Genomic DNA, 22,381 nt, shown 5'->3' with positions numbered 1-22,381 from the left:
TGACCTGCGTGCGTGCCGGCGGTTGGGAGCCGAAACCATGGTGGGCGTACCCGGGGAGTTGCCCCGGTCGGCGACAAATCAGTTGTCGCCCCGGCATTACGAAGACAGTGGCCGCTGCCACACTGGCGGGCGGGGTAAAGGGCTGGAATGCAGGCAATTAGACTCGCGATCGTATCTCGCCGACATCCAGCAACGCCGGCTTTCGCTTCCGACCTGCCCGGCCGAAAGGACTCTGGTATTCCCGTGACCAGCCACGTCGATACCGTCAGCAACGCCGCGGCCACCTCGGACCACCCGCAGCCCTACAAGGAACTCGGCCTCAAGGACGACGAGTACGCCCGGATCAAGGAGATCCTGGGCCGGCGTCCCACCGACGCCGAGCTCGCCATGTACTCGGTGATGTGGTCGGAGCACTGCTCCTACAAGTCTTCCAAGGTGCACCTGCGCTACTTCGGTGAGACCACCACCGAAGAGATGAAGAAGTCGATGCTCGCGGGCATCGGCGAGAACGCGGGTGTGGTGGACATCGGCGGCGGCTGGGCGGTGACCTTCAAGGTCGAGTCGCACAACCACCCCTCGTATGTGGAGCCCTACCAGGGCGCGGCCACCGGCGTCGGCGGTATCGTGCGCGACATCATGGCCATGGGCGCCCGCCCGATCGCGGTGATGGACCAGCTGCGCTTCGGTGCGGCCGATCACCCGGACACCCGGCGCGTGGTCGACGGCGTGGTGCGTGGCGTCGGCGGCTACGGCAACTCGCTGGGCCTGCCGAATGTGGGCGGCGAGACCGTGTTCGACTCGTCCTACCAGGGCAATCCGCTGGTGAACGCGCTGTGCGCGGGCGTCATGCGGGTCGAGGACCTGCACCTGGCCTTCGCCTCCGGCCAGGGCAACAAGATCATCCTGTTCGGCGCGCGGACCGGTCTGGACGGCATCGGCGGCGTGTCCGTGCTGGCCTCGGACACCTTCTCCGGCGACGAATCCGGTTCCGGCCGTAAGAAGCTCCCGAGCGTCCAGGTCGGCGACCCGTTCGCCGAGAAGGTCCTCATCGAGTGCTGCCTCGAGCTGTACCACGCCGGACTGGTGGTCGGCATCCAGGACCTCGGCGGCGCCGGACTGTCCTGTGCCACCTCGGAACTCGCGGCGGCCGGTGACGGCGGCATGCACATCGAACTGGACCAGGTGCCGCTGCGCGCCGCCAATATGACTCCCGCCGAGATCCTTTCGAGCGAGTCGCAGGAGCGCATGTGCGCGGTCGTCACCCCCGAGAATGTGGACGCCTTCATGGCCGTCTGCAAGAAGTGGGACGTCACCGCCACCGTCATCGGTGAGGTCACCGACGGCGAGCGCCTGATCATCACCTGGCACGGCGAGACCGTGGTGGACGTGCCGCCGCGTACCGTCGCCCACCAGGGCCCGGTCTACGAGCGCCCGGTCGAGCGTCCCGCGGATCAGGATGCGCTGAACGCGGATACGGTCGCGCGCCTGAACCGGCCCGAGACCGGTGACGAGCTGCGCGCCACCCTGCTGAAGATGCTGGCCAGCCCGCAACTGTGCTCGCGCAAGTGGATCACCGAGCAGTACGACCGCTACGTGCGCGGCAATACCGTGCTGGCCGAGCACGCCGACGCCGGTGTCATTCGCATCGACGAGGAGACCGGTCGCGGCATCGCGCTGGCCACCGACGCCTCGGGCCGCTACACCAAGCTGGACCCGTACGCCGGCGCGCAGCTGGCGCTGGCCGAGGCCTTCCGCAATGTCGCCGTCACCGGCGCCACCCCCAAGGCCGTCACCAACTGCCTCAACTTCGGCTCCCCGGAGGACCCGGGTGTCATGTGGCAGTTCCAGCAGGCCGTGCGCGGCCTCGCGGACGGCTGTGCGGCCCTGGGCATTCCGGTCACCGGCGGCAATGTGTCCTTCTACAACCAGACCGGCCAGACCGCCATCCTGCCGACCCCGGTGGTGGGCGTGCTCGGCGTCATCGACGACGTGCACCGCCGCATCCCGACCGGCCTGGGCACCGAGCCGGGCGAGACCCTCATCCTGCTCGGCGAGACCCGCGACGAGCTGGACGGCTCCATCTGGGCGCAGGTCGAGCACGACCACCTCGGCGGTCTGCCGCCCCAGGTCGACCTGGCCCGCGAGCAGCTGATCTCCGAGATCCTGGTCTCGGGGTCCCGCGACGGCATGGTCTCCGCCGCCCACGATGTCTCCGAGGGCGGCCTGATCCAGACCGTGGTGGAGGCCGCGCTGGCCGGTGAAACCGCCTGCCGCATCATCATTCCCGAGGGCGCCGACCCGTTCGTGACCCTCTTCTCCGAGTCCGCGGGCCGGGTCCTGGTGGCCGTGCCGCGCTCGGAGGAGACCCGCTTCACCAAGATGTGCGACGCCCGCGGCCTGCCGTGGGCCCGCATCGGCGTGGTCGACGACGGCTCGGACTCGGTGGAGGTCCAGGGCCAGTTCAGTGTGAAGCTCGACGATCTGCGCGCCGCCCACGAGGGCACTCTCCCCGCGCTGTTCGGTACCTCCGACCACTGAACCGACCCGGCCCGAGGGCCGTGGACATTCCGAGAGCCCGCCGGTTCCCCCTCGATCCGGCGGGCTCTCGCCATTCCTGCGGTGCGGGACAAGCTCAATTGATCTTGAACGGGTCGTGCTCGGCCATCAGCTTCTCCATCCGGGCCTCGTCGATGCGGTGATGCACCTTCGAGGATTCGTGTTGATCGCGAATCACTTTCGCGAGGGTGAAACTGCTGCTCACCAGGAACAGCATTGCCATCAGCAAGAATCCGCGCTGCCAGATGTCCAGGGGGAGATAGACGATGCCGATGATCAAGGCGCAGAAGCTGATCCCGAAGGCGATCGTGGCCTGAGCCAGAAACGCCGTGGTGCTCTTGGTGTGTGCGCTCGGAGTGCTCATGGTTGGTGAGTCTGGCGGCCCCGCCGCCGAATCGACCGAGTACATCTACTCGAGTGCACCGAGTAGAGGCCGCGGGCGACACGCCGGTGGGATGGTCCCTCTCACATGCTGCGGTCCCCGGATTCCGGCCGGTTGCGTCCATACTTGACGGGTGCTGGACTCCGCCGACGCCCTGAACCGGCTGCGCACACGTGGCGCGATGGTGTATCGGCGTGGCACGGTGGCCGCGCGGAAGGTCGAGGACGTCATCGACCTCAACCACACCGGACTGGTGGTGGCGACCATCTTCTTCGCGTGGTCGGTGACGCCGTCGCTGGTGCCGCGCGACTGGCTGTTCCAGGGTTTGATCTCCGGCCTCAATGCCGCCATCGGTTACGGCGTGGGCTGTGTGCTGCAGTGGTTGTTCCGCAAGTGGATTCGGCCGCGGATCAAGATCGCGACTCCGCCCGAGTGGGCGCGCTACGTGATCAAGGTCGTCGTGGTGGTCGTCTGCATTCTGGTGGCGGGCTACATGCTGGTGCTGTCCGCCGACTGGCAGCGCGAGATCACCACCCTCATGGGCATGGAGGGCACCACCCGGGCCGCGTATCTGCGTACGGGCGGGCTGAGTTTCGCGGTCGGCGCGCTGGTGGTGGCGGCCTACCGCACGCTGCGCGAGATCGTGCGGTTCCTGGCGCGGCTGCTCAGCCGCTGGGTGCGGGTGCCGCCCGCGCTCGCGCCCGCGACCGGCGCGCTGCTGCTCACCGTACTCATCGTGACGCTGTTCAACGGCGTCGCCACCCGCGCCTTCTTCGCGGTCGCCAACTCGGCGTTCAGTGTCCGCAACGACAAGGTGACCGAATACGCGGTGCAGCCGGCCCAGCCCGAGCGTTCGGGCAGTCCGGCCTCGCTGGCCAAGTGGGAGACGCTGGGATCGGAGGGCCGCTGGTTCGTCTCGCACGGACCCGACCCCATGCTGATCAGCGCCGTCACGGGAAAGCCCGCGCGCGAACCGATCCGGGTGTACGTCGGGCTGCAGTCGGCGGGCAAGGACACCACCGAGGAAGACCTGGCGGTCGCCGAACTCGAGCGCACCGGGGCCTTCGACCGCAAGGTCCTGGTGCTGGCCACCACCACCGGCACCGGCTGGGTGAACGGGGAGGCCGCGGCCGCCATCGAGTACATGTGGGGCGGCGACACCGCCATCGTGGCCTCGCAGTACTCGTATCTGCCGAGCGTGCTGTCGTTCCTGGCGGACCGGCAGAAGGTCGCGATCAACGGGCGGAAGATTTTCGACGCGGTGTACCAGCGCTGGTCGCAGCGGCCGCCCGAGCATCGGCCCAAGCTGCTGGTGTACGGGGAGAGCCTCGGCTCGCAGGGCTCCGAATCCGCCTTCGACGGCCTGGCCGACCTGCGCTCCAAGGTGGACGGCGCGCTGTGGGTGGGCCCGCCCAACTCGAATCGCCTGTGGCAGCAGTTCGTTCAGCGCCGCGATCCGGGCACCCGCGAGGTGGAACCCATCTACGCCGACGGCCTGGTGGTCCGATTCGCCGCCACCGCAGCCGATCTGGGCAAACCCTCGGCGGACTGGCGCAAGCCGCGCATCGCCTATCTCCAGCACCCCTCCGACCCCATCGTCTGGTGGTCCTCGGATCTCATCTTCTCCCAACCGGATTGGCTCTCGGAGCCGCGCGGTGCGGATGTCTCGCCGCAGATGCGCTGGTGGCCTCTGGTCACCTTCTGGCAGGTCGTCGCCGACCTCACCAATGCCCAGGGCGTGAGCGACGGTCACGGCCACAACTACGGTTCCCTGGTGCTGGACGGCTGGGCCGCCGTCGCCGCCCCACCCGACTGGGACCAGGACCTCGGCGAACGCATCCGCACCCAGATCGAACTCGCGGAGGCGTACGAGCGGGCGGTGAAATAGCCGTGCTCGCCACGGTCCGCGCCCTGCTGCGCCCGAAACCACTTGCCGCGGTAGCGCTCCCGCTGCTGTGGAGCAACCGCATACTGCCCGCACTGGACCTGGACGTGCGCGGCCGCACCGCCGTCAGCACAGCCTTCGCCGCCGCGTACACCCTGTTCTTCCGAGGCACGCCGAACTGGTTGTCACCGCATGGGCTGCGCACCGGCGCGGCGGCGGCGGGGATGGTGCTCTCCGGTTACGCTGTCGCCCTGGCCCTGCCGCCCACCCGCCGTCACCTCGCCGGACTCGCCGATCGCGGCCCGGGCGTCTCCACCGTCGAATGGACTGCCCTGCACATCCCCGGCGGCACCGTCCTCACCGAAGAGCTCGTCTACCGCTCGACGCTGACGCCGCTGCTGGATCGGGCCGCCGGGCGTCCGGGAAACGCGCTGGGCGCGTTCGTCTTCGGTCTGTCCCACATCCAACCTGCCCGCGCCGCAGCCGATCCCGTCCGGGCAACGGTGGCCCTCACCACCGCCGCGGGTCTGCTCTTCGACGGGCTGCGCCGCCACACCGGCAGCGCCACCGCCCCGGCCCTGCTGCACCTGGCCCTCAATGCGGGCGGAGCCCTGGCCCCACGGATCGCCCGTCGCCTTGCCCGAGGTGAGCCTCAGCCCGCGAAAGCGGGACGCCGGGGCGCCGCAGTAGCCTCGGCGGCATGGCGCGACGAGGTGCGGTGGATCCGGCGGAGGTGCGGGCGGCGGTAGCGGCGGTGCGGGAGTGGCTGCGCGACGAGACCACGGTGCCGCCCTCGCGCACCGAGCTCGCGGCCGCCGTGCGCGGGACCGCGCGGGCATTGGCGGCGGATGCGCCCGGGCATTCGGTGGAGGTGCGAGTACCGCCCTTCGTGGCGGTGCAGTGCATCGAGGGCCCCAGACACACCCGGGGGACGCCGCCGAATGTGGTCGAAACCGACTCCCGCACCTGGCTGCTGCTGGCCACCGGGCTGCTCGGCTTCGACGCGGCGCGCGAATCCGGTGCACTGTCCGCCTCCGGCAGCCGGGCGGGCGAGGTCGCGAGGTGGCTGCCGGTGGTGCCGGTCTGACGCCGCGGCGCTAGGCGCCGGCGGGCTCGGCGTGCTTGCCGCCGCCGGTGCCCGGGGTCTCGACGGGCTTGCGCTCCAAGCCCTTTCGATCGTAGACGCGGGTGATGAACAGTCCGCCGACGACGCCGATGATCAGGCCGAGCACCGCCATCCACGCGCCGCGGGTGAGCCCGGCCCGGCCATTGCCGTAGAAGTACAGGATCGAGCGGGTGCCCAGGAAGACCTGGTGCATGGGCTCGAACTTGGCCAGCCAGCCGAAGTACTTGGGTGTCGCCTCGATCGGAATGGTGCCGCCGGAGGAGGGCAGGCCCAGGATGATGAAGATGATCAGGTTGATGATCAGGCCCGCGGTGCCGACCGCGGCCAGCATCGAGGTGCAGGTGACGCCGACCGCCACGATCACCAGGGTGCCGAAGATGAACAGCAGCAGCGGTCTGTCGATCGGCATACCGAGCGCGGCCGCGATGCCCATCAGTGCGCCCGAGACCGCCAGCGCCATCACCACCACCGCCGACCATTTGATGAGCAGCGTCTTCACCCGCGAGATCGATGCGCGCGGATAGTGCACGTACCACGGTCCCCACTCGGTCGGCAGGAACCCGAGGGCCGAATCGATGAGCTGATGGATGATCATCGCCCCGACCATGCCGACCAGCAGGAGCAGCAGGCTGTAGAAGAACGCGGTCAGGCCTTCGCCGGAACCGCCGGGCAGCGGCCAGAATTGGTCGACGACGATATTCAGGGGTTGCGCCAGCACCAGCCGGGTGGCCGCGGTGAGTTCCGTCGGAGGTGCGCCCGGGGCCGGCGCCAGCTGCGCCTTCACCTGGTCGGTCAGCTGCTGCCCGACCTGAGCGTTCACCTGGGTGAGAGCTCGCTCACCGAATTTCTGCACCACGGCGGTGGCGAACGCGCCGGCCCGCGGATTGGTCTGCAGCGTGATGATCGGCTTGGTGATGTCGCCGGGCACCACGCTGCCGACACCCAGAATGCCGAGCCGCTTGGAGAAGTCGGACGGGATGATGATCGTGCCGTACACCCGAGCGGACTGCATCTGCAGCTGCGCCTCGTTGATGCCGAGCACCCGCAGATCGATCTGGTCCGACGGCACCGCCTGCTGTAGACCGTCGGAGATCTGATCGCCGAAGTTGACGTGCTTGCCGCCGATATCGTCGCCGACATCCTGATTCACCAGGGCGATCGGAAAGTCGTGCAGATTCTTCTCCGGATCGACCACGTAATCGAGGTACATGACGCCCAGCAGCGAGGCGAGCAGGGTGACCACCACAATCGGAAACACCCACCTGAACGGGCTCAGATGCCTGGGTCGTGGAGCGGTTTCCGTACTGCCGGTGCTTTCGGTGCTCGCCACGGTCGAACGCTAACAGGAAACCGCCTGCCATCCCGGTTATCCCAACGGTGGGTTGCCTTGGGGTTACCCGTAGAATGGCGAACGCCCCCAGCCCGCCGAACAGGGAGCAAACGGTGACTCTCCCCTCCGCCGCCACCACCTCCGACCAGGACGAGAACGAACCGCGCGAAGAGTGCGGTGTTTTCGGTGTCTGGGCACCGGGCGAAGATGTGGCAAAGCTCACGTATTACGGACTTTACGCATTGCAGCACCGCGGTCAGGAGGCGGCGGGCATTGCCGTCGCCGACGGCTCGCAGGTGCTGGTCTTCAAGGATCTCGGCCTGGTCAGCCAGGTCTTCGACGAACAGACCCTGGCCGCCATGCCCGGCCACGTGGCCGTCGGCCACTGCCGCTACTCCACCACGGGTTCCACCACCTGGGAGAACGCGCAGCCCATCTTCCGCACTACCGCGGTCGGTACCGGAATCGCGCTGGGCCACAATGGAAATCTGGTCAACACCGCCGAATTGAGTACGCGGGCACGGGAACTCGGGCTGGTCACCGGCCGGCTGGCGGGCACCGTGGCCGCCACCTCCGACTCCGATGTGATGACCGCGCTGCTGGCGCACGCGGCCGCCGACAAGAGCATCGAGCAGGCCGCCATGGAGTTGCTGCCGACCCTGCAGGGCGCCTTCTGTCTGACCTTCATGGACGAGCACACCCTCTACGCCGCCCGCGACCCGCACGGGGTCCGGCCGCTGTGCCTGGGCCGGCTGGACCGTGGCTGGGTCGTTGCCAGTGAGACCGCCGCCCTCGACATCGTCGGCGCGTCCTTCGTGCGCGAGATCGAGCCGGGCGAGCTGCTCGCCATCGACGCCGACGGCGTCCGCTCGCTGCGCTTCGCCAATCCGACGCCCAAGGGCTGCGTCTTCGAATTCGTCTACCTGGCCCGGCCCGACTCCACCATCTCCGGCCGTTCGGTGCACGCCACCCGGGTGGAGATCGGCCGCCGCCTGGCCGCCGAGCACCCGATCGAGGCCGACCTGGTCATCCCGGTGCCGGAGTCCGGCACCCCGGCCGCCGTCGGCTACGCACAGGGTTCCGGTGTGCCCTACGGCCAGGGCCTGATGAAGAACGCCTACGTGGGCCGCACCTTCATTCAGCCCAGCCAGACCATCCGACAGCTCGGCATCCGGTTGAAGCTCAATCCACTACGCGAGGTGATCCGCGGTAAGCGGCTCATCGTGGTGGACGACTCCATCGTGCGTGGCAACACCCAGCGGGCCCTGATCCGCATGCTCCGCGAGGCGGGCGCGTTGGAGATCCACGTGCGCATCGCCTCCCCGCCGGTCAAGTGGCCCTGCTTCTACGGCATCGACTTCGCCTCGCGCGCGGAGCTGATCGCCAATGGCGCGGGCCCCGACGGCATCGAGGGCGAGAGCCTCGACGACATGGTGGAGGGCGTGCGCCGCTCCATCGGCGCGGACAGTCTCGGCTACATCTCGCTGGAGGGCATGGTCGCCGCCACCGAGCAGCCGCGCTCGCGGCTGTGCTGCGCCTGCTTCGACGGCGACTACCCGATCGCGCTGCCGGCGGAGAACGCCATCGGCAAGAACGTGCTCGAGGGCATGCTGTCCGGCGCGACCGAGACCGAGCTGCTGGCGGACAATGTCAATGCCTCGGCGCTGAGTCGCCCCTAGGCACAAGCCCGAGTCGCCCATAAGCACAAGCACTCACGGTGCCCGTTCGCGTAATCGCGGACGGGCACCGTGCTTTTCCCGCTCCGAACAGGGAAATTCGGTGGCGCAGTTGCGACATGGGCGTCTCGGGGCGGATGGCTCGATTTGTGTACCGATTGTTCCGAAACGCAACACGCCGGTTATAACCGGTCGATACTGTGCCCAGCCAAAGGATGTCCACCGCGGCGCGGCGGGACCGTGACCCGGCCGCTGCGCTGCGCTTCGAGAGCAGGGCAGTATGCGCGCGAGAAGAGTTGCGGCAGTAGGTTTTGCGGGACTAGCGGTGCTGGCGGTCGCCGGCTGCGGTTCGGGAAAGACATCGGACAGTGGTGGGGGAGCGGGAATCCTGGTCGGCACCACCGACAAGGTCACCTCACTGGATCCGGCCCGGGCCTACGACAACGGCTCACTGCTGGCGGAAACCCAGGTCTACCAGTTCCTGATGAATTTCCCGGCGGGCGAGGCGGTGCCGAAACCCGACGCCGCCGACAAGTGCGAGTTCACCTCGCCGACCGTCTACACCTGCACGCTCAAACCCGGATTGAAATTCGCCAACGGTGATCCCCTCACCGCGCAGAGCGTGAAGTTCTCCTTCGACCGCATGGTGAAGATCGACGACCCGCAGGGCCCGAAGGCGCTGCTGGACAACCTCGATCACACCGATGCCCCCGACGACAAGACCGTCGCCTTCACCCTCAAGAAGGGCAACGACCAGACCTTCCCGGCCATCCTGCCCACCCAGGCGGCGGCCATCGTGGACGAGAAGGTCTTCCCGGCCGACAAGGTGCTCGCCGACGAGGACATCGTGAAGGCCAAGCCGTTCTCCGGTCCCTACACCATCACCAGCTACGACAAGAACAAGCTGGTCGAGTACAAGTCCAACCCGGACTACAACGGGCTGTTCGGCAAACCCAAGACCGACGCCGTCACGGTGAAGTACTACGCCGAGGCGGCCAACCTGAAACTCGATGTGCAGCAGGGCAATATCGACGTCGCCTGGCACACCCTCACCCCGACCGACCTGGACTCGCTGAAGACCAGCGACAAGGTGACCGTGCACCAGTCGCCCGGCGGCGACACCCGCTACATCGTGTTCAACCTCAACACCCAGCCCGGCGGCAATCCCGCCCAGAAGCTGGCCGTGCGCAAGGCCGTCGCCGTCGCCGTCGACCGCGAGGCGCTGGCCAACAGCGTCTTCAAGGGCACCTGGGCCCCGCTGTATTCGCCGGTGCCCAAGGGTGTTCCGGGCGGCACCGAGGCCCTGAAGGACATCTACGGCGCACTGCCGAACAAGGACGCGGCCGCCAAGTTCCTCGCCGACGCGGGCGTGGCCACGCCGGTCGAACTGAACCTGCAGTACACCACCGAGCACTACGGGACCGTCAGCTCCGAGGAGTACGCCGCCGTCAAGAGCCAGCTCGAGGCCACCGGGCTGTTCAAGGTGAATCTGCAGTCCACCGAATGGGTCGCCTACCAGAAGGCCCGCTCCACCGACGGCTACCCGGTGTTCCAGTTCGGCTGGTTCCCGGACTACCCGGACGCCGACGACTACCTGCGCCCCTTCTTCACCGAGGACAACTTCCTGCGCAACCACTTCGGCGATCCGAAGATCACCGCGGAGCTGAACGCCGAACTGACCGAACCGGATCCGGCCAAGCGGACCGCCGCGCTCGCCACCGTGCAGCACGACCTGATGGCCGACTTCCTGCCCATCGTGCCGCTGCTCACCGGCAACCAGATCGCGGTGGCGGGCAAGAACATCCAGGGCGTGGAGAACACCCTGGACCCGTCGTCCAAGTTCCGCTTCGGCGTACTGAGCAAGTAGTCGGATGGTGACGACCACCGAACCCGAGGGCGGGCCGGCGATCCCGGCCCGCCCGGCGGGTACACGAACGCACCGCAGGTTCTTCCCGGCCCGCCGCGGCGACACCCGCTACGGCGCGCTGGCACGGTACCTCGGGGTGCGAGCCCTGCTCATCATCCCCACCACCTGGATCCTGGTGACCCTGGTCTTCTTCCTGATGCGGGTGATCGGCGATCCCATCACCGCCGCGCAGGGCGGGCGGCTCACCCCCGAGGAGTTGCAGCGGCGCAAGGAGGCCGCCGGACTCACCCGGCCCATCCTCACCCAGTACCGCGACTACCTGTCCGGCCTGCTGCGCGGGGATTTCGGCCGCTCCCAGGACAATCGGGCCATCAGCGACGTCATCGTCACCTACGGCGCGGCCACGCTGGAACTGGTGTTCTGGGCGCTCCTCGTGGCCTTCGCGGTGGGTGTGCCGCTGGGCAGATACGCCGCCACCAAACGGGATTCGGCCGCCGACGTGAGCCTGCGATTGTTCGCGATCCTGGTGTACGCGGCCCCGGTGTTCTTCGTGGGGCTGCTACTGAAGCTGATCTTCGCGGTCAAGCTGGGCTGGCTGCCCGTGGCCGGGCGGGCCGGCACGACCGTGGAGCTGCAACTGCAGCACGTGTCGCCGAAAACCAACATCATGATCGTCGACGCGATCCTCTACGGCGACACCGGGAACATCGTCGACGTGCTGAAACACGCTGTGCTGCCGGCGATCGCGCTGGGCCTGCTCACCGCGGGCGTGTTCCTGCGACTGGTGCGGATCAATGTGATCCAGACCCTGCGCTCGGGCTACGTGGAGGCCGCCCGGGCCCGCGGCCTGTCCGACCGCGTCGTCACCGGACGGCACGCCTTCCGCAATGCCCTCATCCCGGTGGTCACCGTCATGGGCATGCAGATCGCCATGCTGCTCGGCGGTGCGGTGCTCACCGAAACCACCTTCGAATGGAAGGGATTGGGCTACCAGCTCGCCACCTACCTGCAGGCGCGCGACTTCGTGGCGGTGCAGGGCATCGTCGCGTTCATCGCCATCGTGGTGGCCGTCATGAGCTTCCTGGTGGACCTGATCGTGGCGCTGATCGACCCGAGGGTGAGGTTCTGATGACCGTCATCGAAACCGGCGTGCGAGCGCCGGTCCCGCCGACCCGCTCCCGGCTGCGGATCCCCGGAACGGCCCTGGTGCGCATGACCTCCGGGCTGCAGCGGGCCACGCTGCTGCTCGGGCTCGCCCTGGTCGCGGGGTTCATCCTGGTGGCCGTCTTCGCGCCCCTGCTGGCGCCCTACGGATTCGCGCAGAACGCCTCCGGCGGCGTCGATTTCGCGCGGCAGCAGGCGCCGTCGGCCGCACACTGGTTCGGCACCTCGGTGCGCGGGGAGGACGTGCTCTCCCGTGTCCTCTTCGGCGCGCGCACCGCGCTGTCGGTGATCGCGGTGTCGCTGGTGCTGTCGCTCATCGTCGGCGTGCCGCTCGGCCTGGTGTCCGGCTACCTCGGGCGCTGGGTGGACCGCGTGCTGGTGCTGTTCATGGACGCCATGTACGCGTTCCCGTCGCTGCTGCTGGCCATCGTGGTGTCGATCGTGGTGTCCGGCGGGCAGTCCAGCAGCTTCGGCGGCATCCTGTCGGCGGCCATCGCCATCACCGTCATCTTCGTGCCGCAGTACTTCCGGGTGGTGCGCAACGCCACCATCTCGGTGAAACAGGAACCGTACGTGGACGCCGCGCGCGTCACCGGCGCGTCCACGCTGCGAATCCTGTTCCGGCACATCCTCGCCAACGTCACCCAGTCGCTGCCGGTACTCGTCACCCTCAATGGCGCGGAGGCCATCCTCACGCTGGCCGGGCTGGGCTTCCTCGGCTTCGGCATCGAACCCACCCAGGCCGCGGAATGGGGCTACGACCTCAACAAGGCGCTGGCCGACGTCTCCAACGGCATCTGGTGGACCGGCGTCTTCCCCGGCGCCGCCATCGTGATCGTGGTGCTCGGCATGACCTTGGTCGGCGAGAGCCTCAACGAGGTGCTCAACCCGCTGCTGCGCACCCGCCGCGCCGCCACCGCGGCCGCCACCGAGGCCGAGCCCGCGGCCACCGAATCCGAACCCGCGCAGGAGGCGGCCGATGCCTGAACCCGTCCTGTCCTTCGACTCCCTCACCGTCACCTTCGCCACCGACGCCGGGGCCGTCGCCGCCGTGAAAAACGTGTCCTACCAGGTGTATCCGGGCGAGGTGCTGGCCGTGGTCGGCGAATCCGGCTCCGGCAAATCGGTCAGCTCGCGCACCGCCATGGGACTGCTCCCGCCGACCGCCGACGTCCGCGGGCACGTCCTGCTGGGTGCGAAAGCGATCACCAGGATGAGCGAGAAGGAACTCACCGCGGTGCGCGGCGGAGCCGTCTCCATGATCTTCCAGGAGCCCGGCGCGGCCCTGGACCCGCTGTTCACCGTCGGCTTCCAGATCGGCGAGGCATTGCGGGCGCACTCGGGCATGAAACGGAAACCGGCCCGCGCCAAAGCCATCGAACTGCTGCGCGCCGTCGGGCTGCCCGACCCCGAGGCGAGAGTGGACTACTACCCGCACCAGCTCTCCGGCGGCCAGAAACAGCGTGTGGTGATCGCCATCGCCATCGCCTGCGAACCCAGGGTGATCATCGCCGACGAACCCACCACCGCCCTCGACGTCACCGTGCAGGCCGAAATCCTGGCACTACTCCGGGATCTGCGCGACCGCATCGGCGCGGCCATCGTGCTCATCACCCACAATATGGGCGTCGTGGCGGACCTCGCCGACCGCGTCGTGGTGATGCGTGAGGGGCGCATCGTCGAAGAGGCGCCGGTGGAAAAGCTTTTCGCCGAACCCGAGCACGAATACACCCGTGCCCTCCTGGCCGCGGTGCCGAAACTACATGTGCTGCCGGATAACTGGGAAGCCGCGGAGCATCCCGGTGACAGTGCACCGGCCGCTGGGGTCGAGGCCCGAACCGACTCCGCGCCCGTGGCCGGGGCGGCACTCGCGAGAACGATTGTCCGCGAACCCATCCCGGCCGACGCCGCCACCGTGCTGGAGGTCTCCGGCCTGGTGGTGGAGTTCCCGGCCCCGCTCGGCCGCCCGTCCTTCCGGGCCGTGAACGAGGTCGGACTCACCCTGCGCCGCGGCGAAACCCTCGGCCTGGTCGGCGAATCCGGCTCCGGCAAGTCCACCATCGGCCGCTGCGTGGCCGGTCTGCAGCGGCCCACCGCGGGCAGCGTCCGGGTACTCGGCACCGATATCGCGGGCCTCTCCGAACGCCGGCTGCGGCCCATCCGCCGCCGCTTCGGCTTCGTCTTCCAGGACCCCGCCACCTCCCTCAACCCGCGCCTCACCATCGGCGACTGCGTGGCCGAACCCCTGCTGGTGCACAAACAGGCCAAGGGCGCGGCCGCCCGCGACCGCGTCCGCCGCCTCCTCGACGACGTGCAACTCCCGGCCGGGGTGGAAAAGCGCTACCCGCACGAACTTTCCGGCGGCCAGCGCCAGCGGGTCAGCCTGGCCCGGGCCCTGGTACTCAATCCCGACCTGCTGGTCGCCGACGAACCCACCAGCGCCCTGGACGTCTCGGTGCAGGCCCGGGTGCTCGAGCTGTTCGCGGGCCTCCAGCGCGAGTTCGGCTGGGCCTGCCTGTTCATCAGCCACGACCTCGCCGTGGTGGATCAGCTGGCCGACCGGATCGTGGTGCTGCGCGGCGGGACCGTCATCGAACAAGGCAGCAACGACGACATCCTGCGCAACCCGCGCGAGGAGTACACCCGCCGACTGGTCGCCGCCGTCCCAGTCCCCGACCCGGTGGAGCAACGGCGTCGGCATCGTTACGAAACCTGACAACAGATTTCGTAGCGCTTGGGGTAACTCACCGGGTACGTCCAAAATAGATGTGGCACCCCGCCGTCGGCACCGGTGCCGGAGTCCGGCGGCTCTGTGCCATCCGCTGAATTCTCGGGGAGACGGGCGAGCCCGCTGAGTTCTCGGGGAGCCGCGTGAGCTAGCGTGAGCAGGCATCTATCCATCGATTCGGCTTGGAGCTCTCTCCGACAATGACTGAACAGATCCCCAGCGGTGCCGGTGCCTCGTACGCGGCGGCCGGCGTCGACATCGAAGCCGGTGACCGTGCAGTCGAGCTGTTCGCTCCCCTGGCCAAGAAGGCCAGCCGCCCCGAAGTGCAGGGCGGACTCGGCGGCTTCGCAGGACTGTTCGCACTGAAGGGCGGCTACAAGGAGCCCCTGCTCGCCGCCTCCACCGACGGCGTCGGCACCAAGATCGCGGTCGCCCAGGCCCTCGACAAGCACGACACCGTCGGCCTGGACCTGGTCGCCATGGTCGTCGACGACCTGGTGGTCTGCGGCGCCGAACCGCTGTTCCTGCAGGACTACATCGCCGTCGGCAAGGTGGTCCCGGAACGCGTCGCGCAGATCGTCTCCGGCATCGCCGAGGGCTGCGTCATCGCCGGCTGCGCCCTGCTGGGCGGCGAGACCGCCGAGCACCCGGGTCTGATGGGTGTCGACGACTACGACCTGTCGGCCACCGGCGTCGGCGTGGTCGAGGCCGACGCCGTGCTCGGCCCGGACCGCGTCCGCCCCGGCGACGTGGTGATCGGCATGGGCTCCTCCGGCCTGCACTCCAACGGCTACTCGCTGGCCCGCAAGGTGCTGCTCGACATCGACCGCATGTCCCTCACCGGGCACGTGGAGGAATTCGGCCGCACCCTCGGCGAGGAACTGCTCGAGCCGACCAAGATCTACGCCAAGGACTGCCTGGCCCTGATCGCCGAGACCGACGTCCGCACCTTCTGCCACGTGACGGGTGGCGGCCTGGCTGCCAACCTGGCCCGCGTGCTCCCCGCCGGCCTGGTCGCCGAGCTGGATCGCGGCACCTGGAACCCGGCCCCGGTCTTCAAGATGATCGCCCAGCGCGGCCGCGTCGAGCGGGCCGAGATGGAGAAGACCTTCAACATGGGCGTCGGCATGGTCGCCGTCGTCGCCCCCGAGGACGCCGACCGCGCCCTCGCCGTCCTCACCGCCCGCCACATCGACTGCTGGACCCTCGGCACGGTGAAGAAGGCCAAGGACGCCGACGCCGCCCGCGCCGTCCTGGTGGGAGACCACCCGCGCTTCTGAGCGCCGGACAGCAACGAACGAAGGCCCCGGCCACTCTCGAGAGTGGCCGGGGCCTTCGCCATATCCGGGGCGAGCCAAATCGCCCGTCTCCCAACGCGACAACTGATTTCGTTCCGGCGAGGGCAACTCGCCGGGTACATCGAGAATCGGGTCGGCACACAACCGGCGGCACGCGTGCGGAATCAGCGACGGCTCCCCATCCATGCGCCAGGGGCGCGGAGAGGCGGGGGAGCCGTTGGTGCTGCTGGCAAACCCTCAGCGCGACGTGCTTCTCGGCTCAAAACGACGTGCTAAAGGGGGAAGCCCATCGGCCTCCCCCTGCAGTACGTCGAAATATCCGAGTCAGCGACGCCAGTCGTCGTAGCTGTCTTCTTCTTCCCAGCTCGACCGCGATTCGCTCGCGTCATGCTCGTCGGAAAGCACACCACTCCGCTGTGTGTCGGAGGCACTCCCCGACAGCTCGCGCTGAAGGCTCGTGAAGTCGGTCGACGGCGAGCTGTACTTGAGCTCCCGTGCAACCTTGGTCTGCTTTGCCTTAGCCCGGCCACGGCCCATGGCTGACCCCCTCGCGTCACTGCGGGGCGGCCTGGGGTGGGTTTGGCGGCCCCGTTCGAATTAATACTCTTCCTGACGAACACTTTAGCGTGTGTCCGGCGGTCGCGCTTCCAGGAGTGGGGGATAAACGTCCCGGGGCCGGGCCGGGCGCTCTCCGGGCCCGTGCGAAAAGGTTGCCGACCGGGGGCTACAGCACCCCGGGAATCGCTCGGACGATGCCCACCCGGGTTCCGCCGCCGAGCACCGCGGGGGCCGCCAGCTCAGCATGCTCGCCGGTCCACGGCACCCCCATACGCTGGAGAATGGCCAGCGTCAGGGGAAGTCGCGCGCGATCGGCGCCGTCATCGATCTTGTAGGCGAAGGCCGAACCATCCGGCAGCGCGCCGGCGTGCACCCCGTCCGCGCCGATCTTGCACACCAGGCCGGGGGTCGCGGTCATCACCCGGAAATCGGGACCGTCCGTGCCGGAAATCACTCGCGGATGCGTGCGAATCGCGTCCGCGACACGGCGTTCCGCGCTGTCCTCGGGCGCGGTGGCGAAGGTCGCGTAGGCGCGCGCCAGATTCACCAGCGACACCGGCACGATCGGCAGGCCGCAGCCGTCGATGCCCAGATCGGTCTCCGGTTCACCGGTCAGCTCGGCGACCGTCTCCAGGACGGCCCGCTGCAGCGGGTGCCCGACCTCGAGATAGCCGCGGGTGGGCCAGTCGTTGATCCGGCAGGTCGCGAGCATGGCGGCATGTTTGCCGGAGCAGTTCATGTAGACGCGGCGGGACGCCTCGGCGCGGTCGCGCCCGGCCAGCGCCTGGGCCCGGGCGTGCTCCTCGAACGGCAGATCGGGCGGGCACTCGAGATCGTCCTCGGTGAAGCCGAAGCGGTCCAGCAGACGCTGGACGAGCTCCACATGATCGGCCTCGCCGAAGTGCGAGGCGGTGGCGATGGCCAGCTCGGCGTCGTCCACCGGTTCGAAACCGTTGCGCAGCAGGGTGAGTGCCTGCATCGGCTTGTTGGTGGAGCGCGGGAAGATCGGGCCGTGCACCGCGCCGACGGCGACCAGCGGCTCGCCGTCCGGGCGCAGCACCACCGCCGAGCCGCGGTGCACGCACTCCCGGAACCCGGACCGCACCACCTCGACCAGATCGACGCTCATGGTGGGGCTCCCCTCGGAAGTCGGTGTCATCGGGTCGGAAGTCGGTGTCATCGGGCGGCCGCCCCGGCGTGACGGCGGCGGTGACGATCGATCTGCATGCGGACGTCGCCGGAGATGGTGGGTTCGGCCTCGGCCAGCAGGTCCAGGCGGGCCGGGTCGGCGCCCGTGAACAGGTCGCGGACGGTGATCCGGTGCTCGGGTACGTACACCACCCGCACCTCGTCGCCCGCGCCGATCGTGCCCTCGGTGAGCACGCGCAGATAGGCGCCCGTATTCGCCTGTGCGGTGAAGCGTTTCACCCACTGCGGTTCGCCGGAGTGCCACTGGAAGGTGGAGCACGGGACGCGCGGGGCGGATACCTCGAGCAGGGTATCGCCGATGGCCCAGCGTTCGCCGATGACCGCGTCGCTCACGGGCAGGCCGGTCAGGCGCAGGTTCTCGCCGAACCAGCCCGCGCCGAGGTCCCGGCCGAGCTCGGTGGCCCAGCGCCGTGCGTCCTCCTCGGCATAGGCGTAGACGGCCTGATCCACGCCGCCGTGATGTTTGGTGTCGCACACGTGGTCGCCGTCCAGCCCCAGCGCCCGGACCGGAACCCGGTGCGGCATCGGGCGTTTGTCGATGGCGGTGCGACCCACCTTGGAGGACCGGGCGGGCACCTCCAGCTCGGCGTGCACGACGCAGACGGCCAGCACCCGGCCGGCCGGAACGACGGCGTTCACCGGCCGCGCAGCTTCTCGACGGCGAGCCGGCCGGCCTGCGGCTCGTCGTGGGCGGGGATCGAATCCGGGTCGATGGCCGCCGCACACGGGCCCGCCACCAGCGCGGTGTCGGCCGGGATGGTGCGTTTGATCAGGGCGAGAGCGATCGGGCCGAGTTCGTAGTGGTCGATCACGGTGCCCAGGACGCCGACGGCCCGGCCGCCCGCGGTCACCGGGTCACCGGTCGCGGGGCGGGAATCCGCGGAACCGTCCAGGTGCAGCAGCACCAGGTGCCGGGGCGGCTTGCCGAGGTTGTGCACCCGGGCCACCGTCTCCTGGCCGCGGTAGCAGCCCTTGTTCAGATGCACCGCACCATGTTCGGCAGGGCCGCCGATCCAGTTCACCTCGTGCGGGATGGTGCGGTCGTCGGTGTCGACGCCCAGGCGCGGGCGCAGCGCGGCCACCCGCAGCGCCTCGAACGCCCACAGGCCCGCGGCCGCCGCACCCGCGTCGCGCAGCCGTGTCCACCAGGTGACCAGCTGGTCGCGCGGGACGATCAGGTCGAAGGAGTCGGCGGTGGGCCAGGGCATGCGGCGCAGAAAACCGCCGCCGGGCAGGGGAACCGCGCGATAGGTGCCGGGAAGGGCTGGGACGCCGAGGGTTTCGGTGAGCTCGGCCACACCCGGGCCCAGCAGGCTCAGCACCGCACGGTCGTTCGCGTCGACAGGTTTCGCGTCGGCCCAGAACACCATCTTCTGCAGGAAGCTCAGCAGCTCGGGGCCGCGCGCGCCCTCGGTGTCGATCCACACCGTGCCGTCCAGGTCGGTGAGCACGAAGTGGTTGAGCACCCGGCCGTTCAGATCCAGGTCCAGATTCTCGGCGGATTCCCCGTCGCCCAGATCGGCGACCGCCTGACTGGAGATGGTGTGCAGCCAGCTCAGCCGTTCCTTGCCCGTGATCGACAGCACGAATCGGTGGGAGCGATCGACCACCGCGACCCTCTGTACCGCCGCACGCTGCTCGCCGAAGGGATCGCCGTAATGCCACGCGACCGCGGCATCCGGTGACTCCGGCAGCCCCGCGACAGCCCCTGGAACCTGCAGAATCGGACTGGGTGCAACCAAGGAGGACACACACATACCCTATGCCAACCCGCCCGCGGGCCTCGCCGGGCTCTACGCGACCCTTGCGGGGGCCCTGGGGATAGCCGCAGCGTGCGGGCCTGTTGTCGCCGCCGGGCCGGGTGGCGTGATGGTGCCACCGGGCTGGGTGCCGCACCCTCGGCGATTGTCGCCAATGGGCCGCGGGCAGAGGTTTACGGCGTGGCGGCAGGCGGGTTGACCGGCCGGGCGGCGCGGTATGGCCGCCGGGGTCCGTCATCTGTCATAGGGTCGAGTCCATGGTGGAACGGGTTTTGGTGACACTCGACGGCGCGATCCGGGATCCGGACGCGCCGTTGTTGTATGCGGACGACATCGGGGTGCTGCGGGGGGACGGCATCTTCGAGACGGTGCTGGTGCGCGGGGGCGTGCCCGGTGCGCTGGAGTTGCATCTGGCCCGGCTACGCCGCTCGGCGGAGGCGCTCGATTTGCCCGCGCCGGATCTGGAGGCGTGGCGGTTCGCGGTGGAGCTGGCCACCGAGCAGTGGGGGAGCGAGCGTGAGGGGACGCTGCGCATGGTGCTCACCCGGGGGCGTGACAGCGATCACGGAGCCGCCGGCGAACGAATGGCGAACAAGGGCGGAGACCTGGCCGGCGCCGAACCGGCAACCACCGGTTACGTTTTCGTGGTGCCGGTGCCGGACCGCGTGGAAAAGGCTCGCGCCGAGGGTGTTTCGGTGATCACCCTCTCGAAGGGCATCTCCATCGACCTGGCGCAGAACGCGCCGTGGCTGCTGCTGGGTGCGAAAAGCCTGTCCTACGCCACCAATATGTCCGCGCTGCGGTTCGCCCAGCGGATGGGCGCCGACGACGTCATCTTCACCAGCACCGAGCATCGGGTGCTGGAGGGTCCGCGCTCGACAGTCGTTGTGCAGCGCGACAACAAGCTCATCACCCCGCCCGCGCGCAATGGCGTGCTGCCCGGCACCACCCAGCGCGCATTGTTCGCGCAGGCGGAGAAGGCGGGCTGGGAGTGCCTGTACGAGCCGCTGTTCACCGCCGACCTGATCACCGCCGACGCGATCTGGATGCTGTCCTCGATCACCCTGGCGGCGCGGGTCAATTCCCTGGACGGACTGCGCATGTCGGCGCCGGAGAACGCGGACGAGATCGTCGAGATGGTCAATCGCGGCATCGCACTGCCCGGGAGCCTCGCCGACTGGTGATCGGCCCGGGTTTCCCTGACGGTCACCAGGTTCCGGCGGTGATCGGTGGGATTCGCCGCGGTGTGTCCGTCACATTCCGGCAAATATCTGGCACGCTGTGGTGAGGCATACGTTGATCTGAGCTCCCATGGGCGTAATGTCTGGTACTACGTCATGTCGTAGATCGGCAGGGAGGTCGGATGAGCGTCGTAGATCTGGCGCGCTGGCAATTTGGAATTACCACCGTCTATCACTTCATCCTGGTGCCGCTCACCATCGGCCTCGCTCCGCTCGTCGCGGGCATGCAGACCGCCTGGGTGATCACCGGTAAGGAGCATTGGCTCAGGCTCACAAAGTTTTTCGGCAAGCTGTTCCTGATCAACTTCGCCCTCGGCGTCGCCACCGGCATCGTGCAGGAATTCCAGTTCGGCATGGGCTGGAGCGAATACTCCCGCTTCGTCGGCGACGTGTTCGGCGCCCCGCTGGCCATGGAGGCGCTGGTCGCCTTCTTCATGGAATCGACCTTCCTGGGCCTGTGGATCTTCGGCTGGACCCGGCTGCCGCAGAAAGTGCACCTGGCCTGCATCTGGCTGGTCGCCATCGGCACCAACGCCTCCGCGTACTTCATCATCGCGGCCAACTCGTTCATGCAGCACCCGGTCGGCGCGAAGTACAACCCGGAGACCGGCCGCGCCGAACTGCACAGCATCTGGGAGGTGCTGACCAACAACACCACCCTCGCCGCCTTCCCGCACGTGGTGGCCGGATCCTTCCTCACCGCAGGCACTTTCGTCGCGGGCATCGCCGGATGGTGGATGGTGCGCAGTGCGCGCAAGGGCAAGGCCGAGAGCAGCGACGCGCCGATCGAGGAGGCCCGCACCATGTGGCGGCCGAGCGCGCGCCTGGGCCTGTACGTGATCCTGGTCGCCTCGGTCGCCCTCATCTTCACCGGTGACATCCAGGGCAAGCTCATGTTCAAGCAGCAGCCCATGAAGATGGCCTCGGCCGAATCGCTGTGCCACACCGAGACCGACCCCGACTTCTCGGTCTTGACGGTCGGCACCCACAACAACTGCGACAGCGTCGACCACCTCATCGAGGTGCCCTACGTGCTGCCGTGGCTGGCCAGCGGCGACTTCACCGGCGTCACCCTCGGGGGCGTCAAGGACCTGCAGGTCGAGTACAACCAGAAGTACGGCGTCGGCGACTACCGGCCCAACCTGTTCGTGACCTACTGGTCCTTCCGCGCCATGATCGGCTTCATGGCCGGCCCGATCCTGTTGGCGCTGGCCGGATTCTGGGTCACCCGCCGCAGCCGGGTACCGGATCAGACCTGGTACAAGTGGCTTTCGCTGCTCGCCATCGCAACCCCCTACCTGGGCAATATCTCCGGCTGGGTGTTCACCGAGATGGGCCGTCAGCCCTGGGTGGTCGCACCCAACCCGACCGGCGACCAGCACATCCGGATGACGGTGCAGCAGGGCGTCTCCGGGGTATCGGCGGGCACGGTGCTCACCTCGCTGATCGTCTTCACGGCGCTCTACGGACTGCTGGCCATCGCGTGGTTCTACCTGATGCGCCGCTACGTGAAAGCCGGACCCGAGAAGGCGTCCACCGGTGCGGGCACCCCGAAGATGACCGGGGAGCCCGTCGAGAAGCTTTCCTTCGCCTACTAGGAG

Annotated in this window: 18 protein-coding genes; 12 read left to right on the top strand and 6 right to left on the bottom strand. The window is 68.7% G+C overall.

Going from position 1 to position 22,381, the window contains the following annotated elements:
- Nucleotides 1–243 precede the first annotated feature (243 nt).
- The gene (purL, locus tag ABZV44_RS02720; protein WP_354831029.1) at nt 244–2,538 is read left to right on the top strand and encodes a phosphoribosylformylglycinamidine synthase subunit PurL; all 2,295 of its coding nucleotides are present in this window, start codon (nt 244–246) and stop codon (nt 2,536–2,538) included.
- Nucleotides 2,539–2,632: 94 nt separating this feature from the next.
- Here purL and ABZV44_RS02715 read toward each other — a convergent pair whose 3' ends face one another.
- Entirely contained in the window at nt 2,633–2,920 is a 288-nt protein-coding gene (locus ABZV44_RS02715) for a YiaA/YiaB family inner membrane protein (RefSeq protein ID WP_354831026.1), read from the bottom strand.
- 151 nt (nt 2,921–3,071) lie between these two features.
- On the opposite strand from ABZV44_RS02715, the gene ABZV44_RS02710 reads away from it, so the two are divergent.
- The 3 genes from ABZV44_RS02710 to ABZV44_RS02700 are packed head-to-tail and all read left to right on the top strand — an operon-like array spanning nt 3,072 to nt 5,910.
- On the top strand, nt 3,072–4,826 hold the full coding sequence (locus tag ABZV44_RS02710; protein ID WP_354831023.1) for an alpha/beta hydrolase: 1,755 nt from the start codon (nt 3,072–3,074) through the stop codon (nt 4,824–4,826).
- A 2-nt stretch (nt 4,827–4,828) separates the two neighbouring features.
- Nucleotides 4,829–5,572 carry a CPBP family intramembrane glutamic endopeptidase gene (locus ABZV44_RS02705; protein WP_354831020.1) on the top strand — a complete coding sequence of 248 codons (744 nt, stop codon included), beginning with the start codon at nt 4,829–4,831 and terminating at the stop codon, nt 5,570–5,572.
- Nucleotides 5,524–5,910: a sterol carrier family protein gene (locus ABZV44_RS02700; protein ID WP_354831017.1), complete on the top strand. Its 387-nt coding sequence runs from the start codon at nt 5,524–5,526 to the stop codon at nt 5,908–5,910. The genes ABZV44_RS02705 and ABZV44_RS02700 overlap by 49 nt, the downstream gene beginning before the upstream one ends.
- A 10-nt stretch (nt 5,911–5,920) precedes the next feature.
- Here the strand turns inward: ABZV44_RS02700 and ABZV44_RS02695 are convergent, their stop codons facing one another.
- Nucleotides 5,921–7,225, bottom strand: coding sequence for an ABC transporter permease (locus ABZV44_RS02695; RefSeq protein WP_354831638.1), 1,305 nt, complete (start codon nt 7,223–7,225; stop codon nt 5,921–5,923).
- A gap of 167 nt (nt 7,226–7,392) precedes the next feature.
- Here ABZV44_RS02695 and purF point away from each other — a divergent pair, with 167 nt between their 5' ends.
- From purF to purM, 6 genes are all read left to right on the top strand, one after another.
- Complete coding sequence (gene purF / locus ABZV44_RS02690; protein WP_354831015.1) at nt 7,393–8,958, top strand: amidophosphoribosyltransferase; 1,566 nt, start codon at nt 7,393–7,395, stop codon at nt 8,956–8,958.
- 277 nt (nt 8,959–9,235) lie between these two features.
- Entirely contained in the window at nt 9,236–10,822 is a 1,587-nt protein-coding gene (locus ABZV44_RS02685; RefSeq protein ID WP_354831013.1) for an ABC transporter substrate-binding protein, read from the top strand.
- A gap of 118 nt (nt 10,823–10,940) precedes the next feature.
- Nucleotides 10,941–11,951 (top strand): ABC transporter permease, encoded by a 1,011-nt coding sequence (locus tag ABZV44_RS02680; RefSeq protein ID WP_354831635.1) that lies wholly within the window; start codon nt 10,941–10,943, stop codon nt 11,949–11,951.
- Nucleotides 11,951–12,973 (top strand): ABC transporter permease, encoded by a 1,023-nt coding sequence (locus ABZV44_RS02675; RefSeq protein ID WP_354831010.1) that lies wholly within the window; start codon nt 11,951–11,953, stop codon nt 12,971–12,973. Before ABZV44_RS02680 ends, ABZV44_RS02675 begins: the two co-directional genes overlap by 1 nt.
- The gene (locus tag ABZV44_RS02670) at nt 12,966–14,702 is read left to right on the top strand and encodes an ABC transporter ATP-binding protein (RefSeq protein WP_354831008.1); all 1,737 of its coding nucleotides are present in this window, start codon (nt 12,966–12,968) and stop codon (nt 14,700–14,702) included. The genes ABZV44_RS02675 and ABZV44_RS02670 overlap by 8 nt, the downstream gene beginning before the upstream one ends.
- A gap of 212 nt (nt 14,703–14,914) precedes the next feature.
- On the top strand, nt 14,915–15,994 hold the full coding sequence (purM, locus tag ABZV44_RS02665; RefSeq protein WP_354831006.1) for a phosphoribosylformylglycinamidine cyclo-ligase: 1,080 nt from the start codon (nt 14,915–14,917) through the stop codon (nt 15,992–15,994).
- A 342-nt stretch (nt 15,995–16,336) separates the two neighbouring features.
- On the opposite strand, the gene ABZV44_RS02660 is transcribed toward purM, so the two are convergent.
- The 4 genes from ABZV44_RS02660 to ABZV44_RS02645 form a co-directional block, all read right to left on the bottom strand.
- Nucleotides 16,337–16,549: a DUF3073 domain-containing protein gene (locus ABZV44_RS02660; protein WP_354831003.1), complete on the bottom strand. Its 213-nt coding sequence runs from the start codon at nt 16,547–16,549 to the stop codon at nt 16,337–16,339.
- Between the two features lie 187 nt (nt 16,550–16,736).
- Nucleotides 16,737–17,699 carry an asparaginase gene (locus ABZV44_RS02655; protein ID WP_354831000.1) on the bottom strand — a complete coding sequence of 321 codons (963 nt, stop codon included), beginning with the start codon at nt 17,697–17,699 and terminating at the stop codon, nt 16,737–16,739.
- A gap of 47 nt (nt 17,700–17,746) precedes the next feature.
- Nucleotides 17,747–18,418 carry an MOSC domain-containing protein gene (locus ABZV44_RS02650; RefSeq protein WP_354830997.1) on the bottom strand — a complete coding sequence of 224 codons (672 nt, stop codon included), beginning with the start codon at nt 18,416–18,418 and terminating at the stop codon, nt 17,747–17,749.
- Nucleotides 18,415–19,536 carry a folate-binding protein gene (locus ABZV44_RS02645; protein ID WP_354830994.1) on the bottom strand — a complete coding sequence of 374 codons (1,122 nt, stop codon included), beginning with the start codon at nt 19,534–19,536 and terminating at the stop codon, nt 18,415–18,417. The genes ABZV44_RS02650 and ABZV44_RS02645 overlap by 4 nt, the downstream gene beginning before the upstream one ends.
- Nucleotides 19,537–19,796: 260 nt before the next feature.
- Here ABZV44_RS02645 and ABZV44_RS02640 point away from each other — a divergent pair, with 260 nt between their 5' ends.
- Complete coding sequence (locus tag ABZV44_RS02640) at nt 19,797–20,723, top strand: aminodeoxychorismate lyase (RefSeq protein WP_354830992.1); 927 nt, start codon at nt 19,797–19,799, stop codon at nt 20,721–20,723.
- Between the two features lie 179 nt (nt 20,724–20,902).
- Complete coding sequence (locus ABZV44_RS02635; protein ID WP_354830989.1) at nt 20,903–22,378, top strand: cytochrome ubiquinol oxidase subunit I; 1,476 nt, start codon at nt 20,903–20,905, stop codon at nt 22,376–22,378.
- Nucleotides 22,379–22,381 lie beyond the last annotated feature (3 nt).

The sequence above is a fragment of the Nocardia sp. NPDC004860 genome, from assembly GCF_040609015.1.
Lineage (GTDB): Bacteria > Actinomycetota > Actinomycetes > Mycobacteriales > Mycobacteriaceae > Nocardia.
This window is presented reverse-complemented; position numbering and strand designations above follow the sequence as displayed.

Coding starts and splice junctions, on each gene's coding strand:
- ABZV44_RS02715 (WP_354831026.1), bottom strand. CDS start 2,920: ATGAGCACTCCGAGCGCACACACCAAGAGCACCACGGCGTTTCTGGCT.
- ABZV44_RS02700 (WP_354831017.1), top strand. CDS start 5,524: ATGGCGCGACGAGGTGCGGTGGATCCGGCGGAGGTGCGGGCGGCGGTA.
- ABZV44_RS02685 (WP_354831013.1), top strand. CDS start 9,236: ATGCGCGCGAGAAGAGTTGCGGCAGTAGGTTTTGCGGGACTAGCGGTG.
- ABZV44_RS02675 (WP_354831010.1), top strand. CDS start 11,951: ATGACCGTCATCGAAACCGGCGTGCGAGCGCCGGTCCCGCCGACCCGC.
- ABZV44_RS02670 (WP_354831008.1), top strand. CDS start 12,966: ATGCCTGAACCCGTCCTGTCCTTCGACTCCCTCACCGTCACCTTCGCC.
- purM (WP_354831006.1), top strand. CDS start 14,915: ATGACTGAACAGATCCCCAGCGGTGCCGGTGCCTCGTACGCGGCGGCC.
- ABZV44_RS02660 (WP_354831003.1), bottom strand. CDS start 16,549: ATGGGCCGTGGCCGGGCTAAGGCAAAGCAGACCAAGGTTGCACGGGAG.
- ABZV44_RS02655 (WP_354831000.1), bottom strand. CDS start 17,699: ATGAGCGTCGATCTGGTCGAGGTGGTGCGGTCCGGGTTCCGGGAGTGC.
- ABZV44_RS02645 (WP_354830994.1), bottom strand. CDS start 19,536: ATGTGTGTGTCCTCCTTGGTTGCACCCAGTCCGATTCTGCAGGTTCCA.
- ABZV44_RS02640 (WP_354830992.1), top strand. CDS start 19,797: ATGGTGGAACGGGTTTTGGTGACACTCGACGGCGCGATCCGGGATCCG.
- ABZV44_RS02635 (WP_354830989.1), top strand. CDS start 20,903: ATGAGCGTCGTAGATCTGGCGCGCTGGCAATTTGGAATTACCACCGTC.